Source organism: Pseudogemmobacter blasticus (assembly GCF_003071405.1).
GTDB lineage: Bacteria > Pseudomonadota > Alphaproteobacteria > Rhodobacterales > Rhodobacteraceae > Pseudogemmobacter > Pseudogemmobacter blasticus.
This window is the reverse complement of record NZ_CP020470.1, coordinates 3,242,599-3,258,127: the sequence shown is the minus strand read 5'-3', so window position 1 is coordinate 3,258,127 and position 15,529 is coordinate 3,242,599. Positions and strand designations below refer to the sequence as shown.

The following is a 15,529-nucleotide window of genomic DNA, read 5'->3' as shown; positions in this document are numbered from 1 at the left end:
TTCAATAGGGCGCGGCAGCTTCGATCCGTGCCGACATCGCCTTTAGGCTCGTGCAGAGCGCCGCGAAGCGCCCTTGGCGCTTCAACCAAGCACCGCTCGATGACATGCCCTTCCCGCCGATGGCATCTAGAGCGCGCTTCTTCGATACCGCACTATCGTGCGCAGCAAAGTTTCGCAACGCGCTGAGTTTCTTGAGTGCGTCAGTGTAGGCTGCATCTGAAACGATGGCCGGAAGCCAATGGGCGGCAGGAACAACTTTCTTGATCGTCTTGATTAGGCCGTCACGCCCTGCAAAATCGAAGTAGCCATCACCGCAAATGAGGTATTCGCAAACCTCGACGTTCATATGGGCTGGGAAGTTCCTTCCCTTAACCTGTGAAAACGTCGTCGCATCGCTGTTAATCAAGGCGACCAAACAACTGAGGATCAAGTCTTCGAACTCACGATAGACCCTGATGATCGCCAGATCAAAGCACCACGACTGATCCTGATCTGTCAGTGGACCCCCAGCACCGGTGGCGCGGTTGGTGAATGAAATGATTTCGTCGATGTTCGCATTGAACGTCTGCGCAGCAAGCTTAATGCTCTTCTTTCTCAATTTGGCACCTCTGCCCGCTCCAGCAGGCGCTTCAAGTTAAACTGGATGGCCGTGTGTTCGAACGAAGGTTCGTGGTCCGATAGCGCACCCCGGACATACCGAGGCTCCTGGGCGTAGCCGCTTTCGATCTGAACGATGGCCAGGATGTATTTTCCGGGCTCGTGCAGCGAGGTGATGATCTCCTGCCGGGTCAGCATCACGGTGTCAGCCCCATCGATCCGGCCCTTGACCTCGATGAAGCGCAAATGGCCGGATCGAGGATCGTAGGACGCGATGTCGTAGCCGACCTTCTGCGCCGAGACGTCGCGCGGCTCGTTGCCCAGCGCGCGCTCGGCGTTGATGACCGCTTCCATGGCCTTCAATTCGCTGATCCGCCGGGCCTCCGGGTCTTCGGCAAAGGCGCTGGCCTTGACCCCGCTTGCGACGGCCGTCTTCGCCAAGAGCAGCCCCTTCGGCACAACGACCATGCCACCCCGCACCCGCGGCGGCTGAGCGGAGATGAAGCGTTCCTTCTCCAGTAACTCCATCCGGCGTTTCAGTCGGTCGGCAAGGTCCTCGGCCCGGCGTTCGGCGTTCTGCCAATTCAGGCGGGTCTTTTTCCCGGCCTTCTCATCCTCGCGCAGCTCGGCCGCGCGATTGTCCCAGAAGTTGATCTCCTTCTTGAGGCGGGCCTTTACCTCCCGCTCGACCTTGGCGATCTCCGGCAGACGCCGTGCCTTGACCTCGGCCACGTGGCTTTGGGCTAGGTCGACCGTGGCAAAGCGGATCGCCGCCTTTTCCAGATCGTTCCGCAGCCAGTCCTCGTGCAGCTTGTCGGAAACCAGCGCGATTTCCCCGGCCGTGGCAGGGCGCAGGTTCAGGTGCGGGGCGATCCCCGCATTTGCAGCTTTCCCGCTCTTGTCGATCGAGGCGAACTGCAGCTTCTCCGAGATGATGTGGGGTTTGCCAGTGCTGGTCGGGCGGCCATCCTGGACGCTATGTTCCAGCAAGAAGATGGCCGACAATTCCTGGCCAAGGTCGGTTTCATCGACCATGACCGCGCCCTGTTTCATCAGGTGATCGTACTGCTCTCGTACGATGCTGATGACGGCTTCGAGCAGAGGGTGACCGGGACAGACGAACGTTGCCACGGGCTGCTGGTTCACCTTGCCCTTCTCGAAGCAAATGCGTTCGTACTTCTTCTGAACTTGAGAGCCGGTGCCGATCTGCCGATCACGCTCGCGGATGCTGACCGGGACATGGGTGATCTCCCAACGCCCCTCTTCTCGCGGCTTGATCTGACCACCGAGGCGCTTGAACGCCTCGACGAAGAAACTCTGGATATGGTGCGGCTGCAAGCGCTGGGCCTCGGCCCGTTCCATGTCGATGCGGATTTCCTGCACCCTAGCGGCTGGCATCGTGTCGTTAGTCAGGGCCCGGCGCGCCAGAAGATCAAGCATGTGCTGTTGATCGACGGCACCATCGACGGCCTGGAACAGCCGAGCCTTCACATCGGGTTGCTCGCCATATTGGATCGCCTCGAACAACAGATCCTTCAGCGCCGTGCCATCGAACAGCTCGCCAAGGACGTCGTAGACGCGCCCGCCCAGCGCCTCGCGTGCCGCCTCCAACTTTTCCAGAAGCCGGGCGTAGACCTCGCCCTCGCGTGTGTCGGCCGCGACAAGGTTCCAGAGGTGGCAGACCTCGGTCTGGCCGATCCGGTGGATACGGCCGAACCGCTGCTCGATCTTGTTCGGGTTCCATGGGAGGTCGTAGTTCACCATCAGGTGGCCACGCTGGAGGTTCACACCTTCACCAGCCGCGTCGTTCGCGATCAGCACCAGCATGTCGCGGTCCTGCATGAACCGCTCGACGATCTTCCGCCGATCCTCGCGGGACACGCCGCCATGGATCACCTCGACCACATCGGCGCGGCCAAGACGCGACCTTACGCGATCATGCAGGTAGTAGAGGGTGTCCTTCGGCTCGGTGAAGATGATCAGCTTGCGGCGGTTGCCCTGCGAGTCGACCATCAGCTCATCATCGAGGATACGGTTCAGCTGCGACCACTTGGTGTCCTGGCCGGAGCTGAGAACGCCCAGCGCCATTCGTTCGAGGCCTTGCAGCGTTTCGACCTCAAGGGCGAGCTGATCGACGGTTTCGGCCGTGGTCGCGGTCGTGGAAATCCGATCCTCGATATCGTCGATCTCGTCCTGGCCGAGTTCCTCGAGGTTCTGCAGGGCGTCATCTGGCACGTCGGGGGTATCGAAACCGGACCTCTTGCCGCGCACCATCAGTCGCGCCTCGGCTAGTTCCGCCTCAAGCCTTTCGCGCCGCCTTTTCAGGGACTGGTAGATCGCGGCCGGTGAGGACGCGAGGCGGCGCTGTAGGATCTGAAGGGCAAAGCCGACGTTGTTCCGTTTCTTGCCGTCTTCGGCCGCAAAGCGCTGGACCCGATTCATCTCGTTGCGGACGTACTCGGTCACTGCAGCGTAAAGCGCGGCCTCTTCGGGCGACAACTCGTATTTGACCGTGTAGGCGCGACGCTCGGGGAAGAGCGGGCGGCCATCGAAGCGCAGCAGTTCCTCTTTCGTCAGACGCCGCATCATGTCAGCGGTATCCGCATAGTGCACGCCGTCACGGAACCGGCCCTCGAACCGGTCACCATCCAGCAGCGCCATGAACAGCTGGAAGTCCTGCTCATGCCCATTGTGAGGGGTTGCCGACATCAGGAGCAGGTGACGGCAGGCTTCGCCGAGTTTCTGACCGACGCGATACCGCTTGGTGTATTTCGCCTCACCGCCGAAATAGGTCGCAGACATGCGGTGGGCTTCGTCACAGATGATCAGATCCCACTCGGCGGCCTGTGCCAGCTTGTCCTGCAATTCCTCGTTCCGGGCCAGAACATCCAGCCGCGCAATCAGGCGGTTTCGGTCACTGAACGGATTTCCTGACCGGGAGTTCTCGATCATGTCACGGGTGAGGATGTCGAATTCCAGCCCAAACTTCTCTCCAAGCTCATCCTGCCACTGCTCAACCAGGCTGCCGGGGGCAACAACAAGGCAGCGCTCCAGATCGCTGCGGGCGATCAATTCCTTGATCAGCAATCCTGCCATGATGGTTTTTCCGGCACCCGGATCGTCGGCGAGAAGAAAACGCAAAGGCTGGCGCGGCAGCATTTCGCCATAGACGGCAGAAATCTGGTGCGGAAGCGGGTCAACGAGGCTGGTGTGAATGGCGAGATAGGGGTCGAAGTAATGCGCCAGTTTTATCCGATTGGCCTCGGTAACAAGGCGCAGAAGATCGCCATCCGCATCGAAAGACCAAGCCCGGCCGCGGGCATCCAGTTCAATTCGTGCCTGGTCGTCGCGATAGAGGGTTGTTTCAGCAACACCACCGCCGGGCACGCGATAGACTAGATTTATGGCCTGATCCCCAATCCACTCGACAGAAACAACATCGACGGGCTGGCCTGGAACGACGCCGCGCAATTGGGCGCCATTCTTGATGTCTTCCAGAACCGTCATGTTTCCTCCGCCCACTTGCGCCGGGATCGAATCGGCGCAGCACTCCAGTCTACTCGAAACGCATGGTCAAACAGCCTGAAAGCCCAGCAATTTCTATCAGATGGACGTTAGACGCCGATGCATCCGGGAACAAGCGGCGACCGCCGCCGAAAGCCGACGATCTGAGGGCTGACCACCCCTCTGAACCCACCGCTGGTCTGACCTCCCCCCTCGTCTGGTTCCTCCCTGGCTCCGAACGTATGCGGGGGGGCGCAGCGCGGCGGTTCGCTAGCGTGAGGCATTTTCACCGGGGAAGCCAGGCGGAAGCCACCTTGCGACCCGGAGCCGAAAATCTTGAGTCAGATCAGCGGCTTGCGGAATCACGATCTGGCCGGGGTGGATTCCCGGTGGGAAGCCAGGGAAGCCACCTCCGGGGAAGCCAGGTGGGCGGAAGCCACCACGGGAAGCCAATTCATTAGAAGCCGTTGAATCCGCTTCACTTTTCGGGTTGACAGACCTGCCCCCATTGACCTACCCCTTGATCACCGAAGAATTGCGCCCGGAGGACCCCCTCGCGGGCGTTTTTCATTTCCCCTCCCCGACATCCCGAGCCCCGCCCCATGGACCTCGTCTTCGCGCCGAGCTAGGTAGAGTCCTAGCCGATTGCCCGGCTGCGCCCCTATACCCGCAATGCCAAGATGCATGGCGACGATCAGGTGGCGAAGATCGCCGCCAGCATGGCCAAGTTCGGCTGGACCGTCCCCTGCATGGTGGCCGACGACGGCGAACTGATCGCAGGCCATGGCCGGGTGCTGGCGGCCACGATGCTCGGGTTGACCGAAGTGCCGGTCATCCGGCTGAGCCACCTCGACGAGGCGGAACGCCGGGCCTACCGGATCGCGGACAACAAGCTGACCGAGCTGGGCGAATGGGACGAGGCCCTGTTGCGCGACGAGATCGCGGTACTGTTGGCCGAGGATTTCGACCTGACGCTGCTAGGGATCAGCGACGATGATCTGGATGCCTTACTAAGGGATCCCGAGGCACTGGGCGGGGAAGGTCCGGTCGAGGGTGAGGACGATGTTCCCGATCTGCCGGTCACGCCGGTGTCGGTGCCGGGCGACCTATGGCAGCTGGGTGCGCACCGGCTGATCTGTGGCGACAGCACCTTAGCCGATGTCGTTGGGCGCCTGCTCGGAGATGTGCGGCCCCTGCTGATGGTCACCGACCCACCTTATGGCGTGGAGTATGACCCCTCCTGGCGCAATCAGGCTGGCGCGGCCAAGACCAAACGCACCGGCAAGGTGCTGAACGACGACCGGGCCGACTGGCGCGAGGCTTGGGCGCTGTTCCCGGGCGACGTCGCCTATGTCTGGCACGGCGCACTGCACGCGGCGACCGTAGCCGACAGCCTGACCGCCGCGGGTTTCGCCATACGGTCTCAGATCATCTGGGCCAAGGACCGGCTTGTCCTCAGCCGCGGCGATTACCACTGGCAGCACGAACCCTGCTGGTATGCGGTGCGCGCCAAGGGCAAGGGCCATTGGGCCGGGGACCGCAAGCAGACGACGCTGTGGCAGATCGCCAACCGGGATCAGGACGCCGACACCGTGCATGGCACGCAGAAGCCGGTCGAGTGCATGCGCCGCCCGATCCTGAACAACTCCAACCCCGGTCAGGTGGTCTATGAACCCTTCATGGGTTCCGGCACCACGCTGATCGCAACCGAGACCACGGGCCGGGTCTGCTTCGGGGTCGAATTGAACCCCGCCTATGTCGATGTCGCCATCGAACGCTGGCAATCTTTCACCGGCCAGGAAGCGCTGCTGGCGGAAACCGGCGAAAGTTTCGCCGCCCTCAAGGCCAAGCGGCTCGCCGCATGAACGCGCCCCTTCTGCCCGGACAGATCGAGCATTGGCCGCTGGCCCGCCTCCGGCCCTATGCCCGGAATGCCAAGTCCCACGACACCGATCAGGTAGCGAAGATCGCCGCCAGCATGGCCGAGTTCGGGTGGACCGTCCCCTGCCTGGTTGCCGCCGATGGCGAGCTGATCGCTGGCCATGGCCGCATCCTGGCCGCAGCCCAGCTCGGGCTGCCGGAGGCCCCAGTGATCGTGCTGGGCCACCTGACCGAGGCGCAACGTCGTGCCTATCGCATCGCCGACAACAAGCTGACCGAACTGGGCGGGTGGGACGAGGCGCTGCTGCTCGAGGAACTGCGCGGGCTGATGGCCGAGGATTTCGACCTTGGGCTGATCGGCATCCCCGAGGACGAACTGGACGCGCTGCTGCACGATGCCGACGACCGCGCGCCCATCGACGATGATACGGCCGACACCATCCCCGAGGCCCCGACCGATCCGATTACCCGCCCCGGCGACATCTAGGCGCTGGGCGATCACCGGCTGATCTGCGGCGATGCCACCGACCCGGCCGTGGTCGCGCGGCTGATGGACGGCGCGCAATCGTCGCTCATCTTCACCTCCCCGCCCTACGCGCAGCAGCGCGACTATGGCGCGGCGAAGGAGAAAATCGGCGATTGGGATGCGCTGATGCAGGGGGTGTTCGGCGCGGCGCCCGTCACCACCGATGCCCAGCTGCTGGTCAACCTCGGCCTCGTTCACCGCGATGGCGAGTGGATCCCCTATTGGGAAGGCTGGGTCGACTGGATGCGCGCGCAGGGTTGGCGGCGGTTCGGCTGGTATGTCTGGGACCAGGGGCCCGGCCTGCCCGGCGACTGGAACGGCCGCCTCGCGCCCTCGCACGAGTTCATCTTCCACTTCAACCGCCAGCCTCGGAAGCCGAACAAGACGGTCGGGAGCAAGCACGCAGGCGAAACCCTCGGCGGCGGTGGCCTCCGCGGGGCCGACGGCACGGTCCATCGCAAGACCGGTTCCGGCAACGCGATCCAGAGCCACCGCATCCCGGACAGCGTGTTCCGCATCATGCGCCACAAGGGCGGGCTAGGTGCCGCTGGATCGCACCCGGCCGTGTTCCCGGTGGCGCTGGTCGAGGCGGTTCTGGAAGCCTTCACCGCCCCCGGCGACCTGGTGTTCGAACCCTTCTGCGGCTCCGGCACCCAGCTGATCGCCGCCGAACGCACCGGGCGGCGCTGCTGCGCGGTGGAACTGGACCCGGTCTACTGCGACGTCGCGGTGCGACGGTGGGAGATGGCAACGGGGCGGACAGCCAGCCGCGATTGACCAGTTGGCCCGAACTTGCGAATGTTCGCCCAGAAGGAGAACGGGAAATCGGCCTACCACCTTCGGCACTTGAATGGTCGAATCTCGCCGGAGCAGTTGATGCGTAGCCCTTCCCTTTCGTCCCCCGGCAAAGCCGACCAACTCATTGATATCTTTGAACGCGAGGTGGAGGTCGAATATCGGGGCGAGCGGTATCGGGTTCGCGACAATGGTTCCGCGCATCGTCTGCCCCAGAAACGGCAGAAGACCAGACCGCTTGATGACCAATGGACCTTTGGGCGGCAGGGGTTGTCCACTGGCTACATGTATCTGAGCGGCGTGCCCGTTCATCGGATCGTCTGCTGGGCTTTTCATGGCGAGCCGCCCACCGACCGCCATGTCGTTGATCACATCGACACGAACAGGGCGAACAATCGACCGGAAAACCTGCGGTGGGTCACGCGGCTGGAAAACGTCCTGCTCAACGAAATCTCTGCTCGGCGCATCGAACTGGTCTACGGCTCGATTGAAGCCTTCTTCGCTGACCCCAACCGAGTCCAGACCGATAAGGTGTTTCCCGACATATCCTGGATGCGCACCTTGTCGAAGGACGAGGCGGCAGCCGCAAAAGCACGTTTGCAGGAATGGGCAAAGAGCGGTTCTGTCCCAAGCGGTGGCGCGCTGGGCGAGTGGCTGTATGGGACAAGAGAGCGGGCAAGCTATGAACCACCGCCGGAAGAATATGAGTCGCTGACGCCGTCTGTTGTGCAGGTCAAATGGAAGGTGCCGACAGAGTTCCCACTTTGTCCGGAGGCCGTGACCGAGGACGCGCTCGAACGCTACGCGGAAAACCTAAAGTTTGGCCGAGTTTTCGCACGAAACCATCTCTACCAGAGTTTGGTCGTGCAACATGGCATGACCGAGGACAGCCTCGTGGTTCTTACTCACGATCCTAGCGACAATGCGATCAAGGACTGGGCGGTCGCGCATGTCGGTGTCCGCGGCGAATTCTTCTACCACCGCAGCGAACACCAGTATTTTACCCTGCAGGGGGCCCTCAAAACCTTCTGTGAACTGACTGGCGATAGCTACGACGACTGCATGGACGACTACTGCTGATCGATCAGCTACCTTCGGGGAGCCGGTACACCATCCCCCGGCCCTCGACCTTCTCGGCGGCGATGGGCAGACCCAGCTTCTTCTTCAGGGCGCCAGAGATGCAGCCGCGGACGGTATGCGCCAGCCATCCGGTGGCTTCGACCATCTCGGCGACCGTCGCCCCCTCGGGGCGCTGGAGCATGGCGATGATCTGGGCCTGCTTGGTGCCAGCGCGGATGGCGACCGGTTTCGCGGTGTCGGTGTCGTAGGGCGCAGGTTCCGCCTTTGCCTTCGCCTTCCGCGCGCTGGCGACAGCGCTGGCCGCCAGCGGCTCGATCCCGATGGCCTCCAGCCCGGCTTCTGTCGCGATCAGCGTGGTGCCGTGGCCGTCACCGGTCTCGCGCCACATCGGCTCATGGCGGCGCAAGTTGGCCTCGACCTCCTCGAGCCAGCCGCGGGCGATCATCTTGCCGACCACCATCTTGGCGGCGGCTCCGACCAGCCCCTCAGGCAGCGGCAGGGCGAGGTTGCCGGGCCGGGTCGCAGCGCGGGACAGGATCAGGGACTGGGTATCGGACGGGGTGGTCATCGGGGCCTCCGGGCGCTGTGGCGCGCGGTGTGCGCGCCTTCTACGAAGGCAAGCCCCGTCATCGGACGGGGCGGCCGTCGCGCCGTGTGGGCGCGTCAGGCGGCGTGTTCGCCTTCCTTGAAGGCGCTGTCGGTGATCTGGCGCAGCAGGCCTGCGTAGTGCTTCAGCGTCCCGACATGGCCCCAATGGATCTCTTCGGGGTGGGTCTCGAAATGGTCGTCGCTGAGGGCCTTCAGGCGTTCCAGCATCGTGTCGATCTCGGCCTTGGCGGTGATGAAGGCGTCGAGGGCCTTGTAGTTCGGGGCAGCGCGGCGGGTGGTCATGGCGGGGCGTCCTTCGGTGAGTTGCATCGTTCCGGTGCGAACACCATCGCTCTGTCGGGCGGATGATCGTAGGCAAATCGGAGCAATATCAGTGCTTTCTGATCGCTCCGGTCAGATCAGCCGCATCTCGGCCAGCGTGCGGCTGGCGGCACCCAACTGAGCGGTGGGCAGTTCGATCTTCAGGTGCGACAGGACGTCGGAGGCGTCCGCCGGGATCCCGATCTCGCGCAGCGCCTGCTCGATGACCTCGGCGATGGCGTCCGGGCGGCTCAGGTCGAAGCCCTCGGGAAAGGTGGCATAGTCAATGCGGATGGTGGTGATGGCCATGGTCATGTCGTTGCCCCCTTCAGCGCTTGGCCGCGGCGAGGCCCGCGGCATAGGCCTCAATCAGGGCGGCGCGGATCGACCAGACCGCGACGTCGTGGAAATCCAGCCCGTCGCTGTTCCGGGTATCCAGCGTCTCGACGAAGAAGTGGCGCTTCGCGATGTCGAGCATCAGCGCCTCGGGCGCGGTGGGGGCGGGTTTCGTGGTTGCGGTCATGGTGTGGCCTCCGATCCAGGGTGAGTTCCTGATCGCAGAATCGCTCTGACGGCGGAGACAATCAACGGAAATTATTGTCTTTTCCTGTTTATTTTCAATATCTTGATAGGCTTCACGGCGCCATGAAAGGCATGAGCGAACGCGAGTATGCAGCCCATTCCGGGCTGTCGCGCGGCGGGGTGCAGAAGGCCCGGAAGAATGGGCGGCTGGTGGTCCATGACGACGGGTCGATCAATGCCGCGGCCTCGGATGTGCGGCGGGCCGAGATGACGGACCCCGACCAGCAGCGGCGCAGCTTAAGTGGGGATGGGCTGGCCAGCGGCCCCGGCGACACGACATCGTATATCAAGGCGCGCACGGCGCTGACGGTCTATGCGGCGCAGGAACGTCAGCTGGCCGTCCAGAAGAAGAAGGGCACGCTGGTCGACCGAGCGCGGGCGGAAACGCTGGTGTTTCGCCTGGCGCGGCAGGAACGGGATGTCTGGGTGACCTGGCCCGGACGGGTGGCAGCACTTATGGCGGCGCAGATCATGGCGGAGGTGGAACGGCAATCCGGGGCATCGGTGACGATCGAGACCGCGATCATGCAGAGGGTGCTGGAAGCCCATGTCCGCGAACAGCTCGACGCCCTCGCCGACCTCCGGGTCTCGCTTGCATGATGAGGATGACGACAACGACCTGACCACGGGTCTCGACCTCGGCTTTGACGGCGCCGAGGACCTGCTCCGGGTCTGGCGGCAGGGGATGCGCCCCGATCCGAACCTGACGGTGTCGGAATGGGCGGATCAGCATCGCTGGCTGTCGTCGCGCGGCGCGGCCGAACCGGGGCGGTATCGCACCGCCCGCGCTCCCTATCTGCGCGAGATCATGGATGCGCTTTCGCCCGGCCATCCGGCGCAGCGCATCACCTTCATGAAGGCGGCGCAGGTCGGGGCCACGGAAGCGGGCAACAACTGGATCGGCTTCGTTATCCACCACGCCCCGGGGCCGATGCTGGCGGTCCTGCCGAGCCTGGAACTGGCGAAACGCACCTCGCGGGGTCGTCTTGACCCGCTGATCGCAGATAGCCCGGCGCTGCGCGAGCGGGTCAGTCCGGCCCGATCCCGCGATGCCGGGAATTCGATGCTGTCGAAGGAGTTTCCCGGCGGCATCCTGGTGCTGACCGGCGCGAACTCGGCCACCGGCCTACGGTCGATGCCCGCGCGCTATGTGTTTCTGGACGAGGTCGACGCCTATCCGGCCTCGGCCGACGAGGAAGGCGATCCGGTCACGCTGGCCGAAGCCCGCACCACCACCTTCTCGCATCGGCGCAAAGTGTTCATGGTGTCGACGCCCACGATCCGGGGGCTGTCCCGGATCGAGCGCGAGTTCGAGGCGTCCGACCAGAGGCGCTACTTCGTGCCCTGCCCGCATTGCGGAGCGATGCAGTGGCTGCAGTTCGACCGGCTGCGCTGGGCAAAGGGGAAGCCGGAAACGGCGGCCTATCACTGCGAGGGCTGCGAACGCCCCATCGCCGAGCACCACAAGACCGAGATGCTGGCCAAGGGCGAATGGCGGGCGACGGCGGTTTCCAGGGATCCGAAGGCCATCGGCTTCCACCTCTCGGCGCTCTATTCACCGCTCGGGTGGAAAAGCTGGTCCGACGTCGCGCGGGAATGGCTGGCGGCCCAAGGCTCGGACGAGACGTTGCGCGCTGCGCGCAACACGCTGCTGGGCGAGACATGGGTCGAGACCGGCGACGCGCCGGAATGGCAGCAGCTGGCAGATCGGCGGGAAGCCTGGAAGCCGGGCACCGTGCCGATGGCGGGGTTGTTCCTGACGGCCGGTGCCGACATCCAGAGGGACCGCATCGAGGTCGACATCTAGGCCTGGGGCCGGGGTTTGGAAAGCTGGCTTGTTGATCACATCGTCATTCCCGGCGGGCCTGACGATCCGGCCGCCTGGGACAAGCTGACGGCCCTCCTCGGCCGGTCGTGGCAGCATGCCAACGGCGCCTTCATGACGGTGGCGCGGCTTGGCGTCGATACCGGCTACGAGGCCGCGGCGGTCTATGCCTGGTCGCGCAAGGTCGGGTTCGAACAGGTGGCGCCGCTGAAGGGGCTTGAGGGCTTCAACCGCGCCGCCCCAGTTTCTGGCCCGACCTATGTCGATGCGACCGTGGCTGGCCGCCGCCTGCGCCGCGGGGCCCGGCTCTGGTCGGTGGCCACGGCGACATTCAAGGCCGAGACCTATCGGTTCCTGCGGATCGAGCGGCCCTCGGACGAGGACCGCGAGGCTGGAATGCTCGACGCCCCCGGCACGATCCACCTGCCCGGCTGGGCGGACACCGAATGGCTGAAGCAGCTGGTAGCAGAGCAGCTGGTCACGATCCGCAACAAGCGCGGCTATGCCCATCAGGAGTGGCAGAAGATGCGCGAACGGAACGAGGCGCTGGACTGCCGGGTCTACGCCCGTGCCGCGGCGTGGATCCTTGGCGCCGACCGCTGGGACGAAGCGACCTGGCGGCGGCTTGAGGCACAGGCTGGCGTGGAAACGCGCATGCCAGCAGCCGTCGCAGCGGAAAGCGCACCACCCGATCCGGCCCAACCCAAGGCCGGAACCCTGACCACGCCGCGCCGGAGACGGCGGGCCTACACCCCGAACTTCATGAGGGACTGATGGACCTTGAACGCATGCAGGCCCTGCTCACGGCTCTGCAGGAAGCCCGTTTCACCGGGCTACGCAGCGTCAGCTACGACGGCAAGACCGTGACCTATGGCTCGGACGCGGAACTTGCCGCCGCGATCCGGGATCTGGAGGGGCGCATCGCCACCGCATCGGCCACACCGCGCCGCCGCCGCTGGGGCACGGTCGCGACGAAGGGTCTGTGACCATGGTCTTCGACGCCTTCCGCGCGCGGCTCGGGTCCATCATCGGCGGGTTTGACGCCGCGCAGTCCCACCGTCGCATGCGCGGATTCCGCGCCACGCGGGCGCATGTGAACACTCTGATCGCCGCCTCGGGCGGGACCATCACCGCCCGGGCGCGCTGGCTGGTCCGGAACAATGGCTATGCCGCGAATGCGGTCGACGCCTTTGCGAACCATGTCGTCGGCGACGGGATCAAGCCTTCTTCGAAAATCGCCGATGCGGCGAAGAAGGAGGAGCTGCAGAAACTCTGGCTCGCCTGGACCGACGAGGCTGATGCTGAGGGGCTGACGGACTTCTTCGGGCTGCAGCGCCGGGCCGCGCGCGAGGTGTTTCTGGCAGGCGAGGTCTTCCTGCGCATCCGCACCCGGCGTCCCGAAGATCGTCTGACGGTCCCCATGCAGCTGCAGATGCTGCCCTCGGAAATGCTGGCCCATGACATGACCCGCGTGCTGCCCGGCGCGGGGTCGATCCGGCAGGGCATCGAGTTCGACGGCATTGGCCGCCGCGTCGCCTATCACTTCCTGCGCCGCCACCCCGGCGACCTGACCGATCCGGGGCTGGCGGGAGAGACAGTGCGCGTGCCCGCGTCAGAGGTCATCCACATCCTCGACCCCGTCGAGGCGGGGCAGCTGCGCGGCGTGTCGCGCTTCGCGGCGGCCGTGGTGAAACTCTTCACCCTCGATCTCTACGACGACGCTGAACTCGAGCGGAAGAAGACCGCGGCGATGTTCGCCATGTTCATCACCTCCCCCGCCCCGGAAACCGCCCTCGATCCCGCCGAGGACGATCTCGAGGTCGAACCGGGTCAGGTGGTGCGCCTTGATCCGGGCGAAGATGTCACCACGCCTTCGACACCGGATTCCGGATCGACATATGAACCGTTCCAGTATCGCCCGCTGTTGCAGATCGGCGCGGCGTTGGGCGTGCCCTATGGCTATCTGACCGGTGACACCGCCAAGGGGAACTTCTCGAACACTCGGATCGCGCTGGTCGACTTCCGCCGCCGCATCTCGGCCTTCCAGCATTCGGTGATGGTCTATCAGCTCTGCCGTGCCGTCTGGACGCGCTGGATGGATATGGCCGTGCTGGCGGGCGCCATCGACCTGCCGAGCTATGCCAGCGATCGGCGGCAATACCTCGCCTGCGACTGGCTTCCGACGAAATGGGACTGGATCGACCCGGCCAAGGATGCCGCGGCGGAGATCCTGCAGATCGAGGCGGGCCTGAAATCCCGCACACAGGCCATCGCCGAGCGGGGCTATGACGCCGAACAGGTCGACCGCGAAATCGCGACCGAACGCAAACGTGAGGCCGAACTGGGTCTCGACTTCCGGCGACCGGGGTCGCCCGCGCAGGCGGCGGGTGGCGGCGCCGCGCCGGGCGATGCCGAGGGCCAGCGGCAGGATCAGCAGGATAGCGGCAATCAGGAAGATGATGGCGAGGACCGGGAAGCCCGGCCCGCAGAGGACGCATGATGCACCACACTCAGATCGCCCAGCGCGCCTTCAACACGCCCCTGATGGTCGATCCCGCCAAGGCACTGGCTTTCCTGACCGGCCTTGGGCCGCGGATCACCGGCAGGGAAATCACTGTCGAAGGAATGGCGGTGGATCCCGCGGATCAGGCTACCGCCACCCTGCCCGCCCGCGCCTCGCTGTTCGGCGATGACCTGACCAACCGCCAGGCAAGGAATGGCGGCCAGCCCTTCGCTGTCGTCGAGGGGATCGCCGTGATCGAAATCGCGGGCACTCTGGTGCATCGCGGGGCGTGGATCGGGCAATCCTCCGGGCTGACCTCCTATGAGGGGATCGCGGCGCAGTTGGAGGCCGCCCTTTCCGATCCGGCGATCCGCGGCATCGCCCTCGACATCGACAGCTTCGGTGGCGAAGTGGCCGGGGCTTTCGATCTCGCCGACCGCATCCGCGCGGCACGTCAGGTCAAACCCGTGCAGGCCTTCGTCGCCGACCACGCCCTCTCGGCCGCCTATGCCCTCGCCTACCAGGCCGACCGGATCATCCTGCCCCGCACCGGCGCTGTCGGCAGCATCGGGGTTGTCGCCATGCACAGCGACATGAGCGGGGCGCTCGATCAGAAGGGCATCGCGGTGACGCTGATCCATGCTGGTGCTCGCAAGGTCGATGCGAACCCTTATCAGTCTCTGCCCGAGTCCGTCCGCGCCCGGATCGCGGGCGAGCTGGAAGACCTCCGCCTGCTCTTCGCCGAAACCGTCGCCGAAGGGCGCGGCCGCCGCCTCGACACCCTACGGGCGCTGGGCACCGAGGCCGCTGTATTCCGCGGAGAGGCGGCCGTCTTCGCCGGTTTAGCCGACGAGGTGGCCGATCCGGTCACCGCCTTCCGCGCTTTCGCCGCCGAACCTCGCGGCACAACCACCCTCAAATCCAACCCCAAGGGAAAGGGCCCGATAATGACCACTGCCCCCGAAGATCATGTGCAGCCTGCGACTGCGCCTGCCGCCAGCACCCCGCCGGAACCGGCCCCGCCCGCGGCAATCGCACCGCCGCAGACGGCGGCGGCCGCGATGTCGCCCGAAGCGATCCGCGCCGAGGCGGCCGAGGTCGCTCAGGTCTGCGCGCAGGCCGCGCGCCTTGTCATCCAGATCGATGCCGCCGATGCGGTCGCCAAGGGTGTGAAACCCGACGCGCTTCGCGCCAAGGTCCTGGCCGATCTTGCCGCCCGCAGCGATGCCGCAGGCATCATCGCCACTGCCCCAGCGGCTGGCACCAAGGAAAGCCCCATCGTCGCGGCCGCGAAAAAGTCGGCCGCCGCCTCGCGCTGATCCCGGCG

General features: G+C 65.0%; 12 protein-coding genes and 2 pseudogenes. 8 read left to right on the top strand and 6 right to left on the bottom strand.

The window, feature by feature from the left end; all coding sequences use genetic code 11:
• Position 1 precedes the first annotated feature (1 nt).
• Together B6K69_RS15905 and B6K69_RS15900 are read right to left on the bottom strand one after the other, a co-directional pair.
• Complete coding sequence (locus B6K69_RS15905; RefSeq protein ID WP_108644489.1) at positions 2–598, bottom strand: hypothetical protein; 597 nt, start codon at positions 596–598, stop codon at positions 2–4.
• The gene (locus B6K69_RS15900) at positions 595–4,104 is read right to left on the bottom strand and encodes a helicase-related protein (protein WP_108644488.1); all 3,510 of its coding nucleotides are present in this window, start codon (positions 4,102–4,104) and stop codon (positions 595–597) included. The genes B6K69_RS15905 and B6K69_RS15900 overlap by 4 nt, the downstream gene beginning before the upstream one ends.
• A 677-nt stretch (positions 4,105–4,781) precedes the next feature.
• Here B6K69_RS15900 and B6K69_RS15890 point away from each other — a divergent pair.
• The 3 genes and pseudogenes from B6K69_RS15890 (at position 4,782) to B6K69_RS15880 (ending at position 8,383) form a co-directional block, all read left to right on the top strand.
• A complete protein-coding gene (locus tag B6K69_RS15890; RefSeq protein WP_236939013.1) occupies positions 4,782–5,966 on the top strand; it encodes a site-specific DNA-methyltransferase in 1,185 nt (394 codons plus the stop codon).
• Positions 5,963–7,285 (top strand): annotated as a pseudogene (locus B6K69_RS15885) (site-specific DNA-methyltransferase). The gene B6K69_RS15890 and the pseudogene B6K69_RS15885 overlap by 4 nt, the downstream one beginning before the upstream one ends.
• Positions 7,286–7,306: 21 nt before the next feature.
• Entirely contained in the window at positions 7,307–8,383 is a 1,077-nt protein-coding gene (locus B6K69_RS15880; protein ID WP_108644486.1) for an HNH endonuclease signature motif containing protein, read from the top strand.
• Between the two features lie 4 nt (positions 8,384–8,387).
• Here the strand turns inward: B6K69_RS15880 and B6K69_RS15875 are convergent, their stop codons facing one another.
• The 4 genes from B6K69_RS15875 to B6K69_RS15860 all read right to left on the bottom strand — a co-directional run bounded on the left by B6K69_RS15875 (position 8,388) and on the right by B6K69_RS15860 (position 9,815).
• Positions 8,388–8,951: a DUF3489 domain-containing protein gene (locus tag B6K69_RS15875; protein ID WP_108644485.1), complete on the bottom strand. Its 564-nt coding sequence runs from the start codon at positions 8,949–8,951 to the stop codon at positions 8,388–8,390.
• A gap of 95 nt (positions 8,952–9,046) precedes the next feature.
• A complete protein-coding gene (locus B6K69_RS15870; protein WP_108644971.1) occupies positions 9,047–9,274 on the bottom strand; it encodes a hypothetical protein in 228 nt (75 codons plus the stop codon).
• A 111-nt stretch (positions 9,275–9,385) separates the two neighbouring features.
• On the bottom strand, positions 9,386–9,607 hold the full coding sequence (locus B6K69_RS15865) for a hypothetical protein (protein WP_164681977.1): 222 nt from the start codon (positions 9,605–9,607) through the stop codon (positions 9,386–9,388).
• A 13-nt stretch (positions 9,608–9,620) separates the two neighbouring features.
• Positions 9,621–9,815, bottom strand: coding sequence for a DUF6900 domain-containing protein (locus tag B6K69_RS15860; RefSeq protein ID WP_108644484.1), 195 nt, complete (start codon positions 9,813–9,815; stop codon positions 9,621–9,623).
• A gap of 122 nt (positions 9,816–9,937) precedes the next feature.
• On the opposite strand from B6K69_RS15860, the gene B6K69_RS15855 reads away from it, so the two are divergent.
• From B6K69_RS15855 to B6K69_RS15835, 5 genes and pseudogenes are all read left to right on the top strand, one after another.
• Complete coding sequence (locus B6K69_RS15855; RefSeq protein ID WP_108644483.1) at positions 9,938–10,474, top strand: hypothetical protein; 537 nt, start codon at positions 9,938–9,940, stop codon at positions 10,472–10,474.
• A pseudogene (locus tag B6K69_RS15850) lies at positions 10,422–12,473 on the top strand (phage terminase large subunit family protein). Before B6K69_RS15855 ends, B6K69_RS15850 begins: the two are co-directional and overlap by 53 nt.
• Positions 12,473–12,685, top strand: coding sequence for a phage head-tail joining protein (locus B6K69_RS15845; RefSeq protein WP_108644482.1), 213 nt, complete (start codon positions 12,473–12,475; stop codon positions 12,683–12,685). The pseudogene B6K69_RS15850 and the gene B6K69_RS15845 overlap by 1 nt, the downstream one beginning before the upstream one ends.
• Before the next feature lie 2 nt (positions 12,686–12,687).
• Positions 12,688–14,199 carry a phage portal protein gene (locus B6K69_RS15840; RefSeq protein ID WP_108644481.1) on the top strand — a complete coding sequence of 504 codons (1,512 nt, stop codon included), beginning with the start codon at positions 12,688–12,690 and terminating at the stop codon, positions 14,197–14,199.
• On the top strand, positions 14,199–15,521 hold the full coding sequence (locus B6K69_RS15835) for a S49 family peptidase (protein ID WP_108644969.1): 1,323 nt from the start codon (positions 14,199–14,201) through the stop codon (positions 15,519–15,521). The genes B6K69_RS15840 and B6K69_RS15835 overlap by 1 nt, the downstream gene beginning before the upstream one ends.
• The last annotated feature ends 8 nt before the right edge of the window (positions 15,522–15,529 follow it).

What these genes read in the sequence shown, in the direction of transcription:
- B6K69_RS15840 (WP_108644481.1), top strand. Translation starts at nt 12,688, where the DNA reads ATGGTCTTCGACGCCTTCCGCGCGCGGCTCGGGTCCATCATCGGCGGG.
- B6K69_RS15880 (WP_108644486.1), top strand. Translation starts at nt 7,307, where the DNA reads ATGTTCGCCCAGAAGGAGAACGGGAAATCGGCCTACCACCTTCGGCAC.
- B6K69_RS15900 (WP_108644488.1), bottom strand. Translation starts at nt 4,104, where the DNA reads ATGACGGTTCTGGAAGACATCAAGAATGGCGCCCAATTGCGCGGCGTC.
- B6K69_RS15835 (WP_108644969.1), top strand. Translation starts at nt 14,199, where the DNA reads ATGCACCACACTCAGATCGCCCAGCGCGCCTTCAACACGCCCCTGATG.
- B6K69_RS15855 (WP_108644483.1), top strand. Translation starts at nt 9,938, where the DNA reads ATGAAAGGCATGAGCGAACGCGAGTATGCAGCCCATTCCGGGCTGTCG.
- B6K69_RS15875 (WP_108644485.1), bottom strand. Translation starts at nt 8,951, where the DNA reads ATGACCACCCCGTCCGATACCCAGTCCCTGATCCTGTCCCGCGCTGCG.
- B6K69_RS15860 (WP_108644484.1), bottom strand. Translation starts at nt 9,815, where the DNA reads ATGACCGCAACCACGAAACCCGCCCCCACCGCGCCCGAGGCGCTGATG.
- B6K69_RS15870 (WP_108644971.1), bottom strand. Translation starts at nt 9,274, where the DNA reads ATGACCACCCGCCGCGCTGCCCCGAACTACAAGGCCCTCGACGCCTTC.
- B6K69_RS15865 (WP_164681977.1), bottom strand. Translation starts at nt 9,607, where the DNA reads ATGACCATGGCCATCACCACCATCCGCATTGACTATGCCACCTTTCCC.
- B6K69_RS15890 (WP_236939013.1), top strand. Translation starts at nt 4,782, where the DNA reads ATGCATGGCGACGATCAGGTGGCGAAGATCGCCGCCAGCATGGCCAAG.
- B6K69_RS15845 (WP_108644482.1), top strand. Translation starts at nt 12,473, where the DNA reads ATGGACCTTGAACGCATGCAGGCCCTGCTCACGGCTCTGCAGGAAGCC.